Source organism: Streptomyces sp. DSM 106670 (genome assembly GCF_055792845.1).
In genome coordinates, this window is record NZ_CM147704.1 from 5,456,936 (window position 1) to 5,469,852 (window position 12,917).

Consider the following 12,917-nt stretch of genomic DNA (forward strand, 5'->3'; position numbering starts at 1 on the left):
GTCCCTGCCGTCGGTGTTAGCTGGCAGGTCTGAACGGACTGAGGAAACCGAGCGAGCCGGTCGAGCAGAGAAGCGGGAGCAACACACCAATGGGTCGAGCGGATGCGCGACGAGCCCAGGCGCAGGAGTCGCGCCGGGCCGCGAAGAGCGGCGGCATACGCAGACTCTTCACGTGGAAGAAACTGCTGGGCACGTTCTTCGGGATCGTCCTGCTGGGCATGGGCGCCTTCGGCGCGCTCTACCTGTACGTCGACGTCCCCGCCGCCAACGCCATGGCCGAGCGGCAGAGCAACGTCTACAAGTACAGCGACGGCACGGTCCTCGCCCGGACCGGCAAGGGCGTCAACCGCCAGATCGTCGACCTGGCCGAGGTGCCGAAGAACGTTCAGCACGCCTTCGTCGCCGCCGAGAACAAGACCTTCTACAAGGACCAGGGCGTCGACCTCAAGGGCACCACCCGCGGTCTCCTCAACACCCTCAGCGGCAAGGGCAAGCAGGGTGGCTCGACCATCACCCAGCAGTACGTGAAGAACTACTACCTGACGCAGGACCCCACCGTGAGCCGCAAGCTCAAGGAACTGGTGATCTCGCTCAAGGTCGACCAGCAGGAGTCCAAGGAGACGATCCTCGCCGGGTACATCAACACCGCCTACTACGGACGCGGCGCGAGCGGCATCCAGGCGGCGGCCCAGGCGTACTACGGCATCGACGCCAAGGACCTGAACGTCTCCCAGGGCGCCTACCTCGCCTCCCTGCTCCAGGCCCCCAGCCAGTACGACTGGGCCACCGCCAGCGACACCGGCAAGAAGCTGGTCAAGGAGCGCTGGGCCTACACGCTGCGGAACATGGTCGAGATGGGCTGGCTCACGGACGCCGAGCGCACCCAGCAGAAGTTCCCCTACCCGGACAAGCCCAAGGCCGCCCCGGGCATGGAGGGCCAGACCGGCTATCTCGTCGAGGCGGCCAACAAGGAGCTGGAGAAGCAGGGCGTCTCCGCCGCGGACCGTGAGGCCGGCGGCTGGACGTTCACGCTCACCATCGACAAGAAGCGCCAGAAGGCGCTGGAGAAGTCGGTGGACGACCAGCTGGAGTCCAAGCTCGACCGCGAGGGCAACAAGGTCGACGCCACCGTCCAGGCCGGCGCCACCTCCGTCGACCCGAAGACCGGCAAGGTCGTCGCCCTGTACGGCGGCGAGGACTACGTCAAGCACTACATCAGCAACGCCACCCGCCAGGACTACCAGCCCGCCTCCACCTTCAAGCCGCTGGTGCTCGCCTCCGCCCTGGAGAACGAGTCGAAGACCCAGGACGGCCGGCTGATCGGGCTCAACACCGTCTACGACGGCACCAGCAAGCGGCCCGTCGTCGGCAGCGACACCCCGTTCAACCCGCAGAACGAGGACGGCCGGGACTACGGGCCGATCTCCGTCCAGAAGGCCATGAACAGCTCGGTCAACTCCGTGTTCGCGCAGATGATCGTGGACGTGACGCCCGCCAAGGCCAAGGAGACCGCGCTCGCGCTCGGCGTACCGGACAAGGAGTTCCCCGAGCGCCCCGCCGTCTCGCTCGGCACCATGAACGCCTCGACCTGGGACATGGCGGGCGCGTACGCCACGCTCGACAACCACGGCCAGAAGGTCACCCCGCACATCCTCCAGTCCGCCGAGCACCGCGACCGCACGGTGACCCCCGAGAAGCCCAAGCGGGAGCAGGCCATCAGCCGCGCCTCGGCCGACACCGTGACCAAGGCCCTCACCGGGGTCGTCGACGCCGGGTCCGGCAGCGCGGCCAACACCTCCGCCTACGACGCGGCGGGCAAGACCGGCACCTCCGAGGACAACAAGTCGGCCTGGTTCGCCGGGTACACCCCGGAGCTGACCACGGTCGTGGCCCTCTTCGGCGAGGGCGACGGCGGCCGCAAGCAGGTCTCCCTGACCGGTACGGCCAACGCCGGCCGCGCCAACGGCGGCGGCTTCCCGGCCCGGATCTGGGCCGACTACACCCTCGGCGCCCTCGGCGGCGGCTCCGGCAAGACGTTCGACCTCCAGGACGTGGAGCGCGGCGAGGCCCCCGCCCCGCCGACCCCGTCGGACACCCCGTCGGACGACCCCACCCCGTCCGAGGAGCCGACCCCGTCGGACACGCCTTCCGACACGCCGAGCGAGACGCCCAGCGAGACCCCGACCACGCCGGCCCCGCCCACCAGCAGCAGCCCGCCCGTCACCCCGCCCCCCACCAGCCCGGAGATCCCGCCGCTGCCCGGGGACGGCGACGGGCAGCCGGGCGAACGGCCCGGCGGCAACGGACAGGCCGCACAGTGAGGGCCTGAGAGAACGAGCAGAGGGGCGGACCCGAAGACGGGTCCGCCCCTCTGCTCCCGTTCTCCGCCTACTGCGCCCGGGTCGCCATCTCGAACCAGACGACCTTGCCCGTCGACAGACGCGTCGCACCCCACCGCCGGGCCAGCCGGTTGACCAGGAACAGCCCGCGGCCGCCCTCGTCCGTCTCCCGCGCCCGGCGCTGCCTCGGCAGCTGCGGGGAGTCGTCGCCGACCTCGCAGCGCAGGATGTCGGTCCGCAGCAGCCGCAGCGTCACCGGCCGCTCCGCATACCGCACGGCATTGGTGACGACCTCGCTGACCAGCAGCTCCACCTCGTCGGCCAGATCGTCCAGACCCCAGCGGCTCAGCGCCCGCCGGGCCAGCCGGCGGGCCCGGCGCGGGGCCGCGTCCTCCGGTTCCAGATACCAGTACGCCACATCGCTCGGGGCGATCCCGTCGAAGCGGGCGGCCAGCAGCGCGATGTCGTCGTCCCGGTCACCCGGGCCGAGCATGTCCAGCACATCGTCGCAGAGCGCTTCCAGCGGCGGTGAGTGATCGTCACCGGTGAGCTGCGCGGTCGCCGCGAGCCGCTCCCGCAGCTGCTCGATGCCCGTCCACACGTCCCGCAGCCGCGACTCCACCAGACCGTCGGTGTAGAGGAGCAGCGTGGCACCGGCCGGGGCGTCCAGCTCGACCGCCTCGAAGTCGACGCCGCCCACCCCGATCGGGGCGCCCGGCGGCACCCGCAGCACCTCGGCCCGCCCGCCCAGATGCAGCAGCACGGGCGGCGGGTGGCCGGCGTTGGCGATGGTGATCCGGTGCGCGACCGGGTCGTACACCGCGTACAGGCAGGTCGCCATCCGGTCGCTGCCCAGCCGCTGTGCCTGCTCGTCCAGGTGGTGCAGCACCTCCTGCGGCGGCAGATCGAGCTGCGCCAGGGTCTGCGCCGTCGTCCGGAGCTGGCCCATGATCGCCGCCGAGGTCATGGAATGGCCCATCACATCGCCGACGACCAGCGCGACCCGGCTGCCGGGCAGCGGGATCGCGTCGTACCAGTCGCCGCCGACCCGGGCGGTCTCGGCCGCCGGGAGATAGCGCGAGGCGAGCCGGACGCCGGTGGGCTGGGGCAGCGAGTCGGGCAGCATCGTGCGCTGCAGCTCGTCGGCGATATAGGCCTCGCGCCCGTACAGCACGGCCTTGTCGATGCCGAGCGCGGTGTGCGTCGCCAGCTGCGCCGCGACCAGCAGGTCGCTGGCCTCGAACGGGGAGCGCTCGGTGCCGCGTACGAAGACCGCCGCGCCGATCACTCGGCGGCGGCCGCGCAGCGGGGCCAGGATCGCCCGGTGCCCGGTGGGCACCGACCGGCCGGGGCCGAGCAGCTCCGGCAGCGCCGCCCGCGCCGCGGCGGAGTCGCCGAACACCGGCCGCACCCCGCGCAGCACCTCGGCCAGCGCACCGCCCGCCCGCACCTCGCACAGCTCGGCGGCGGGCATCAGATCGGCCTGCGGGTCCAGCACCACCGGACGCAGCCGCTCCGTCTCGGAACCGGCCGCCTCGGCGCCCTCCTCGTCGCTGACGCGCAGCCTGTCGCTGCGCCGCAGCCGCAGGACGAACGGGCTCACCGGCCGCTCGTCGCCCACCGGCAGCGGATCGCGGAGATAGACGAGGATCGCGTCGGAGAACGTCGGCACGCTGGCCCGGCACAGACCGAGGACGATCTCGTCCAGGTCTATGCCCCGGGCGATCCGCCGGGTCGCCGCGCCGACGAAGCGCAGCCGGTCGCCCTCGCGGCGGGTGGCCGCCTGGGCGTCGGCGACGGCGGCCGCTCCTGGACCCGGGTTCGGCGCGGCGGCCGGAGCCGGTACCGCGGCAGCGGTGGCCGCGGCCGCGGCGTCCTGCTGCCGGGGCCGGGTGCGCTCCTGCTGCCGGGCCGCCAGAGGCTGCCGGCCTTCGTGGGAGGTGGGGTGCTCCGTCACGCGTGGGATTCCGTCCGTCCGGGCCGGTTGTATGAGGCAGTCACCTCGTGTTGGGGCGCTACTGTGCCCCGGCAAGCGCGGGAAGAACAACGGCTGTCACCGGATGCCCCCGATGAAGGGGCCGAAACCGAGCGCCGCGGAGATGGCCGACAGGCGATCCCTCCGGCGGCGGACGCGGCGAGCGGGCAGCGGACAGCGTGCACGTCTCCACCCCCTCGTAGTGGCTCCCGCGACCGTGCGGAACGTCCGGGTCCGTGGCCCGTCGCTCCGTACGACCGGTGTGATGACTTGTGGTCAGTTCCGGTGTGGTGCCCGCTGGTTGCGGCGATCAGCCCTCCGTGCGACCGGACCTGCCGACCGGACCGTCCGAAGGGTCTCTCCAGGGTCTCACGACGGCATCCGGGCAGGGGTGCGGTCCCAGTCATCCGGCAGCGGCGGCACCTGCCACCGCGGATCGGGCCGCCAGTGCTCCCAGCCGTCCCGGAACGGCGGCCCCCAGCCGGTGATCACCTCGACCGCGTCCAGACCCGCCCGCCGGACCCGTCGGGCGGTCTCCCGGTCCATCAGGCCGACGTGCTGCGCCTGCGCGAACTCGTCCTCGTCGAGCCATTTCCAGCTCCGGTCGGGGTTCACGGAGATGTCGAGAAAGTGATCCTCGGAATCCACCCCTCCGGACCACCGGGTGAGGGGCTCCTCCAGGTTCACGTACCAGTTGCGGAACATCCAGCCCCGGTCCCAGAACAGCCACACCGACCACGGATCACCCGGCCGGGCCAGCTTCAGCACCCCGGAGCCGAACCACGTCGAGCGGGCGGTGGTGCGCGGCGCGGTGTAGCGGGTGGCCAGCGGCTCGGCGTGCACCTGGGTGCCGTCGGCCAGCACCGGCCGCACGCATTCGGTGCCGGGCGCCATCCAGACGGCGAGCAGCTCGTCGGTGTCCTGGACGACGGTCACCGGACGGCAGATGTGCACGGGCGGGGCGCCGGCCGTCCGGTGGGCCCGGCCGTTGTCGCGGTAGCGCCAGAGGATCCGGTCCCCCGGCGCCCAGCGTGCGTGATCTCCCGTACCTGTCATGGAGAGATCTTACGGAGCGCTCCCACCGGCCCGCTGCGACTCAGGTCACCCGGTTCTCAGCAGGCGCCCCGCCCGGTGCTCACGGACGCGTCATCCGCAGCACGTCCAGCGCCTCGTCCAGCTGCTCCAGCGTCAGATCGCCGCGCTCCACATAGCCCGAGGCCAGGACCGTCTCGCGGATCGTGGTGCCGTCCTTCAGCGACTTCTTGGCGACCTTCGCCGCCTCCTCGTAGCCGATGTACTTGTTCAGCGGGGTCACCACGGACGGCGAGGACTCGGCGTAGGCGCGGGCCCGCTCCACGTCGGCGGTGATGCCGTCGACCGTACGGTCCGCGAGCAGCCGGGAGGCGTTGGCCAGCAGCCGCACGGACTCCAGCAGGTTCTTCGCGATGACCGGGAGCATCACGTTCAGCTCGAAGTTGCCCGCCGCGCCGGCCGTGGCGACGGTCGCGTCATTGCCGGTGACCTGGGCCGCGACCATCAGGACCGCCTCCGGGATCACCGGGTTGACCTTGCCCGGCATGATCGACGAGCCGGGCTGGAGGTCGGGCAGCGCGATCTCGGCGAGACCGGTGCGCGGGCCCGAGGCCATCCACCGCAGATCGTTGGAGATCTTGGTCAGCGAGACGGCGATGGTGCGCAGCTGGCCGGAGGTCTCCACCAGACCGTCCCGTGCGCCCTGCGCCTCGAAGTGGTCGCGGGCCTCGGTCAGCGGCAGCCCGGTGGCCTCCGCGACCTCCGCGATCACGGCCGCGGAGAAGCCGGGCGGGGTGTTGATGCCGGTGCCCACCGCCGTTCCGCCCAGGGGCAGTTCGGCGAGCCGGGGCAGCGAGGCGCGCAGCCGCTCCACGCCGTAGCGGATCTGCGCCGCGTAGCCGCCGAACTCCTGGCCGAGGGTGACCGGGGTGGCGTCCATCAGATGCGTACGGCCGGACTTCACGACGTCCGCGAATTCGGCTGATTTCCGCCCCAGGGAATCGGCCAGGTGATCGAGCGCCGGGATCAGATCGGCGGTCACGGCGGCGGTGGCCGCGATATGGATGGAGGACGGGAAGACGTCGTTGGACGACTGCGAGGCGTTCACATGGTCGTTGGGGTGGACCTCGCGGCCGAGGTGCTCGGTGGCGAGGGTGGCGATCACCTCGTTGGTGTTCATGTTCGACGAGGTGCCCGACCCCGTCTGGAACACGTCGACCGGGAAGTGCTCGTCCCAGCGGCCCGACGCCACCTCGGCGGCGGCCTCCTGGATCGCGGCGGCGATGTCCGGATCCAGCACCTTCAGCTCGGCGTTGACCTTGGCGGCCGCGCCCTTGATCCGGGCCAGCGCCTCGATGTGCGCGCGCTCCAGACGCTGCCCGCTGACGGGGAAGTTCTCCACCGCCCGCTGGGTCTGCGCGCGCCACTTGGCGTGCGCGGGAACCCGCACCTCACCCATCGAGTCGTGCTCGATCCGGAACCCGCTACCGCCCGACGTGGCACCTGATGTGTCGCCCATGGTGTTTAAACCTCCTGAAAAAGATGAGCACGTGTCTTGTTCTACGTATTCCCAAGTCGCCTACCGGCCAGTAAATACCGGGGGTAACCACTTACCGGGAGGCGCAATGAGGCGCACCAGCACCAGACTTCGAGGGCTCCGAAGCCTTCGCCGGCTCCGCTGTACGGTCGCCGTCACCGTCGCTCTCGCGGCAGCCGTCGGCGGAATGGCCGCCGCCGGACCCGCGGGCGCGACGGAGTCGGGTACCAGCTCTATCGCATCCACCCCTCTCCCGCCCGCACTGGAAGCCGTCCGGGCCGCCGAGGCCACCCAGCTGTACGGGAGCCCCGCCGAGCGGCCGATCGGCGACCGCAAGACCGGGCTGATCTCGCTCGGCGACAGCGAGATCTCCGGCGAGGGCGTCGGCACCTACGACCCCGGAACGAACGGGCCGGACAACTGGTGCCACCGCTCACCGGACGCCGCCATCCACCGCACCGGCATCGCGGCGGACGTCACGTACAACGTCTCGTGCTCCGGCGCCTATACCGGGAACATCAAGATCGGCGGAAACAAGCAGTACGCCGATGAGCTCGTGCAGAGCGACAGCCTCGCGATCAAGGCCCGCAACACCCGGATCAAGATGATCGTCCTGGTCGCCGGGGCCAACGACGACCTCCAGTTCGGCCCGGTCATGACGGACTGCGTGGTCCGCTACCTCACGCTCCAGGGCCCCTGCGAGCCGAAGTACGCGGGCGGCTGGCAGGCCCGGGTCGACGCGCTGGTCCCCAAGGTCGAGGCGACGGTCCGCGACCTGCGCACCGTCATGACGGACGCCGGATACGCGAACGACGACTACAAGCTCGTCCTGATGGGCTACCCGAGCCCGATCGGCCCGGACTTCTACGACAACCCGAAGTTCCCGGGCAAGCTGATCTGCGGCGGACTCGGCTACGACTCCGACACCGTCTGGGGCCGCAACACCGCCGTGCCCGCCTTCCAGGTCGGCATGCGCAAGGCCGCCGCCGCCACCGGCGCCACCTACCTCGACAACTCGCGGCTCTTCCACGGCCACGAGGTCTGCACCGAGAGCGCCTGGGCCCGCGGCCTCTACATCGACCTGAGCAAGCCCGGCCTGCCCGACGAGAACTCGGTCCGGCAGTCCTTCCACCCCAACGCGGCCGGCCACCGGGCCTTCGCCTCCTGCCTCACCCAGCTGTACGACTCCGGGCTGCGCGAGGCGAGCTGCGCCGACCCGGCGAGCACGGGGAACCCGGTGCTGACGGGCACGGCCTGGGACGATCTGTTCACCCCGCTGAAGAACGAGGCGACCGGCTCCTGTGTGGACGTGCCCGCCTCGGTCACCCGTAACGGCACGGCCATCGGCGGCTGGGACTGCCACGGCGGGCGCAACCAGAACTGGTGGTACGACGCCGGTACGCAGACCGCCCGCACCGCGCTCAGCCACGACCGCTGCCTGGATGTGTCCGGCGCCAAGTACAACCCGGGCGCCACACTCATCGTGTGGGACTGCTCGGGCGCGGCCAACCAGAAGTTCGTCCGGCAGGCGGGCACCATCCGCCCGGCCGCCGCGACCGGCCTGTGCCTGACGCTGGCGGGGGCCAAGGACCCGCTCAAGCTCCAGACGTGCGACGGCGGCGCCAACCAGCGCTTCGTGTAGGCACGGTGTACGAGGGGGCGGCCGGGCCGACTCCCGGGCCGCCCCCTCGTCAGCTCTCCAGGGCCAGCGCTTCGGACAGCGCCCCCAGCGTCGGGGTCAGATACAGCTGGCGCAGCGGAACCGCGGGCAGCCCGCGCTCGCGGGCGAGCGTGCCGATCCGGATCGCGTACAGCGAATTGCCGCCCAGGTCCCAGAAGTCGTCGTCCGGGCCGACCGCGTCGACGCCGAGCACATCACGCCAGATCGCGGCGAGCGCGGCGGCCGGACCGGCCTCGCGGGACGCCGCGTGCGGCGCCGAAGCCGGGGCGGGGGCGGGAGCCGGCACCGGATCGCGCCGCGTCCCCGGTGCGGGCAGCCGGGCCGGGTCCAGCTTTCCGTTCGCGGTGAGCGGGAGCGCCGGCAGGAAGGTCACCGTCGCGGGCACCATGTGCGCGGGCAGCAGCCGCGCCGCCCGCTCCCGTACGGGGCCGGGGTCCGGGTCCTCACCCGCGCCCGGGGCCGGAACGGCGTACGCGTCGATCCGCACGGCCGCCGCGTCCCCGTCCTCGCCGCCGGTCACGGTGACCGCCGCCGCCGACACCGCCGGGTCCTCCAGCAGGACGTGCCGGATCTCGCCCGGCTCGATCCGGAAGCCCCGCACCTTCACCTGGTCGTCGATCCGGCCCAGGTGTTCCAGCGTTCCGTCGGGCAGCAGCCGCCCCAGATCGCCGCTGCGGTAGAGCCGCCGCCCCGTTGGGTCCAGCACGTCCGGGACGAAGCGTTCGGCGGTCAGGGCGGGCCGGTTCAGATAGCCGAGCGCCACCCCCGCCCCGCCCACATGGATCTCCCCGGGCACCCCCGGCGGCACCGGCCGCCCGTACGCGTCCAGCACCCGGACCGACCAGCCGGGCAGCGCCCGCCCCACCGACCGCGATCCGGCGAGCGCCTCGCGGCGGGTCACCGTGGCCGCCGTGACATGGACGGTGGTCTCGGTGATCCCGTACATGTTGACCAGCCGGCAGCGGTCCTCCGGGTGCCGGTCGAACCAGTCCAGCAGCGGGCGGGCGTCCAGGGGTTCGCCGCCGAGCACCACCAGCCGGAGGTCCACCGCGTCCTGTGCGAGACGGTCGGCCGCCGCGAGCTGCGTGAACGCCGACGGGGTCTGGCTCAGCACGCTCACCCGCTCCCGCACCAGCAGGGCGTGGAAGTCCTCCGGCGAGCGCGTCGTCCAGTGGTCCACGACCACCAGCCGGCCGCCCGTCAGCAGCGCACCCCAGATCTCCCACACCGAGAAGTCGAACGCCGCCGAGTGGAAGCACGTCCAGGTGTCGTCGGGCGACAGCCCGAAGTCGTCCTGGACGGCGTCGACCAGGGCCGTGACATTGGCGTGCGGCACGAGGACCCCTTTGGGGCGGCCGGTCGAGCCCGAGGTGTGGATGACGTAGGCCGGGGCGTCGGCCGCCTTCCGCCGCTGTAGGGCCGGCCGGGGCGGGTGGCCGATGAGGCGGGCCGGGTCCTCGACCGTCAGCCGGACCCCCGCGTCCCGCGCGGTGCGCTCGCGCCGGTCCGCCGGATGCTCCGGATCCAGCGGTACGTGGACCGCGTCGGCCTTCAGCACGGCGAGCATCGCCGCCACCAGGTCGGCCGAGCGGGGCAGGCAGAGGCCGACGAGATCGCCGGGGCGGACCCCATGGGCGTACAGCCCGTCGGCCAACACCTCGGCCCGGGCGTCGAGTTCGGCGTACGAGAGGGCGGCTGCTCCGGCGGTGAGCGCGGGCGCGTCCGGGCGGGCGGCGACCTGCGCGGCGAAGACCTCGTCGATACGGAGCGGGGCCGGGGCCTTCGGCGTCGCCCCCAGGGCCAGTTGCTCCGCCGACTCGGCCTCGGTGAGGGGATCCAGGTGCTGCAGCGGGGTGTTGGGCGGGCTGTCCAGCAACTGCCGCCGTACGTGCTCCACTTGACGTGCCGGTACGGGGAGGGCGTCCGGGCCGGTCGGCAGGGTTGCGGGCCCGGCCCCGGTGCCCGCCGTCAGCTCCAGCGCGGGTGGCTCCTCCTCCTCGGCCGGGGCGACCGGCTCGGTGGCCAGCAGCTCCGCGACCGTACGGCCGGGCGACAGGTCCGCCGCGAACACCGCGTATCCGTCGAGCGCCCCCAGCGCGTACGGCGGCCGGTCCAGGGCCGGTACGGGGGCGGCGACGCGCACCGAGGACGCGCCCGTGTACCGGCCGACGGTGACCGCGAGCGCCGCGGCGAGCCGCCGGGTCTCCTCGTCCAGGCGCAGGTCCGGGGCGAGCGGCTTGTCCAGGGGCGTCACCGCGTCCGCCGCGAGCTCGCCCCGCAGCACCCGGGCGACGAGCCGCAGCGAGCGGGCGTCCAGCGCGGACGCGTCGGCGGTCAGGACGAGGTCGGGATCCGTGCCGGCGGCCTCTTCCCGCCGCCCGTCCGCGTACCGCAGCAGCACCGCGCGCAACCGGTGGCCGGGGGCGACCGGGCGGCGGGCCTCGGCCGCGCGCAGCCGGGCGGCCGCGTCGGACCCGGCCGGGGCGGGCACCCGCTCCGACCACAGCCGGGGGTGGCGGCCCCCGGGCCACCACAGCTCCGCCGCCGTCGCGAGGGCGGCGGCGAGCGCGGTGTCGGTGACGGTCGGCGGCACACTCACCGTCAGGGTGTGCTGGGCAGGCGGCACGTACGCAACTCCTCGTACAGGAAAGGGAAAACGGCTGTCAGCGGGCGGTGAAGCCGCCGTCCACGGTGACCACGCTGCCGGTCACCTGCCGGGAGGCGTCCGAGGCCAGCCAGAGCACCGCCTCCGCCACATCGCCCGGCTCCACCAGCGCGTTCATCGGCTGGTCCCGCAGGAAGGCCGTCTCGTGCTCGGCGACCGGCACCTCCAGCGAGCGGGCGATCTCCGCCAGCATCCGGCCCTCCATCGCCTCGTCGTCCCGCACCGAGCCCGGACACACCGCGTTGACCCGGACCCGGCGCGGCGCGTAGTCCAGGGCCACCGCCTTGGTGAGGCCCACCAGACCGTGCTTGGCCGCGACGTACCCCGCGAAGTGCCGGTAGCCCACCAGACCCGCCGTCGAGGCGATGTTGACGATCGAACCGGACCCCTGAGCGACCATCCGGCCGCCCACCGCACGGATCGCCCGCCACGCACCGCCCAGGTCCACATCGATCATCAGCTGCCACTCGGCCTCGGTGATCTCGTGCGCCGGACGGCCCGAAGGGGCGGCGATCCCCGCGTTGTTGACCAGGACATCGATCCGGCCGAAGCGCTCCTCGGCCGCGTCCGCCGCCGACTCCAGCGCCGCCAGGTCCCGGACGTCGGCCTGCCGGGTCAGCACGGCGGACCCGGCCTCCCGGCAGAGGCGCGCGGTGTGCGCGAGCTGCGAGGCCGAGCCGAGCGGATACGGCACCCCGGGCAGCTCGCCCGCCACATCCAGCAGCACCAGGTCCGCACCCTCACTGGCGAGGGCCAGCGCACAGGCCCGGCCGAGACCGCGCGCAGCCCCCGTGACCAGCGCGGTCCGCCCGACGAGCTTTCCCCCGCCGCCCGCGTTTCCGCCGGTCACCGGATCCGTACCGTCCGCCACGGGGCCCGCGCCTTCGCCCGGCACCGGCCCTGCGCCTCCGCCCGTCACCGGCTTCTCGCCGCGCGGACCTCGGCGGCCACCAGTTCCAGCAGCTCGCCCGGCCGCTCGGTGAGATACATGTGCCCGCCGGCCGGCTCGGCCACCGTCAGCTTCTTCGTCGTCGCCCGGCCCCACTCGGCCGCCCCCGCCGCCCCGACCAGGGTGTCCTCCCGCCCCCGGACCGAGATCACCGGCACGCTCAGCGGCCGGTCCGTGGACGGGGTGTACGACTCGTGGAGCCGGACGTCCGCCCGGAGCGTCGGCAGCAGCAGCTCCCGCATCTCCGGGTCCGCCAGCGCCGGGTGGTCGTACCCGGCGAACGCCCGGACCCGGGCGGCGAACTCCTCGTCCGGCAGCCCGTCCGCCCGGTCCGTGCGCGGCGTCCAGGGGCCGGGCGCGCCGCTGACGACGAGCGCGGCCAGCGGGATCGCCCCGCCGGCCCCGCCCGACTGCTCGATCCGGTGCGCCAGTTCGTACGCGAGCACCGCACCCATGCTGTGCCCGAACAGCACGACCGGGCCGCCGCCCCCGCCCTCCGCACCCAGCGCCGCCGTCACCTGCGCGTACGCGTCGTCGACGGCCGGGGCCGCCGCGGTGTACGCCGGCTCGGGGAACCGCTTCTCGCGGCCCGGCAGGGACACCGGGAGGATCCGCAGACCCTCCGGCGCCACTTTCTGCCAGGGCGTGAAGAAGGAGGGGCCCGCCCCGGCGAAGGGCAGGCAGATGAGGACGGTCTCTTCGTCGGCCACGGTCGTTCCTGTTCTCTTTCTCTGCTACC

The 12,917-nt window shown here is 73.1% G+C and carries 8 protein-coding genes; 2 read left to right on the forward strand and 6 right to left on the reverse strand.

Translation table 11 applies throughout. The features are described from left to right. Positions 1 to 89: 89 nt before the first annotated feature. The gene (locus ACSMXR_RS24370) at positions 90 to 2,321 is read left to right on the forward strand and encodes a transglycosylase domain-containing protein (RefSeq protein ID WP_364886674.1); all 2,232 of its coding nucleotides are present in this window, start codon (positions 90 to 92) and stop codon (positions 2,319 to 2,321) included. 67 nt (positions 2,322 to 2,388) lie between these two features. Here the strand turns inward: ACSMXR_RS24370 and ACSMXR_RS24375 are convergent, their stop codons facing one another. The 3 genes from ACSMXR_RS24375 to ACSMXR_RS24385 all read right to left on the reverse strand — a co-directional run bounded on the left by ACSMXR_RS24375 (position 2,389) and on the right by ACSMXR_RS24385 (position 6,865). After that, positions 2,389 to 4,296 carry a SpoIIE family protein phosphatase gene (locus tag ACSMXR_RS24375; protein WP_218524917.1) on the reverse strand — a complete coding sequence of 636 codons (1,908 nt, stop codon included), beginning with the start codon at positions 4,294 to 4,296 and terminating at the stop codon, positions 2,389 to 2,391. Positions 4,297 to 4,683: 387 nt separating this feature from the next. Beyond that, positions 4,684 to 5,370 carry a cytidylyl-2-hydroxypropylphosphonate hydrolase gene (gene fomD, locus ACSMXR_RS24380; protein WP_137231946.1) on the reverse strand — a complete coding sequence of 229 codons (687 nt, stop codon included), beginning with the start codon at positions 5,368 to 5,370 and terminating at the stop codon, positions 4,684 to 4,686. 79 nt (positions 5,371 to 5,449) lie between these two features. Continuing rightward, positions 5,450 to 6,865, reverse strand: coding sequence for a class II fumarate hydratase (locus ACSMXR_RS24385; protein ID WP_381789999.1), 1,416 nt, complete (start codon positions 6,863 to 6,865; stop codon positions 5,450 to 5,452). 106 nt (positions 6,866 to 6,971) lie between these two features. Here ACSMXR_RS24385 and ACSMXR_RS24390 point away from each other — a divergent pair, with 106 nt between their 5' ends. Next, complete coding sequence (locus ACSMXR_RS24390) at positions 6,972 to 8,525, forward strand: ricin-type beta-trefoil lectin domain protein (protein ID WP_218524916.1); 1,554 nt, start codon at positions 6,972 to 6,974, stop codon at positions 8,523 to 8,525. Positions 8,526 to 8,574: 49 nt separating this feature from the next. Here ACSMXR_RS24390 and ACSMXR_RS24395 read toward each other — a convergent pair whose 3' ends face one another. Genes ACSMXR_RS24395 through ACSMXR_RS24405 form a run of 3 tightly spaced genes read right to left on the reverse strand, consistent with a single transcriptional unit; the run spans position 8,575 to position 12,888 of the window. Continuing rightward, positions 8,575 to 11,190 (reverse strand): amino acid adenylation domain-containing protein, encoded by a 2,616-nt coding sequence (locus ACSMXR_RS24395; protein ID WP_473169910.1) that lies wholly within the window; start codon positions 11,188 to 11,190, stop codon positions 8,575 to 8,577. Between the two features lie 37 nt (positions 11,191 to 11,227). After that, positions 11,228 to 12,100 (reverse strand): SDR family oxidoreductase, encoded by an 873-nt coding sequence (locus tag ACSMXR_RS24400; RefSeq protein ID WP_473169911.1) that lies wholly within the window; start codon positions 12,098 to 12,100, stop codon positions 11,228 to 11,230. Positions 12,101 to 12,144: 44 nt separating this feature from the next. Beyond that, positions 12,145 to 12,888 carry a thioesterase II family protein gene (locus tag ACSMXR_RS24405; RefSeq protein ID WP_473169912.1) on the reverse strand — a complete coding sequence of 248 codons (744 nt, stop codon included), beginning with the start codon at positions 12,886 to 12,888 and terminating at the stop codon, positions 12,145 to 12,147. Between the last annotated feature and the right edge of the window lie 29 nt (positions 12,889 to 12,917).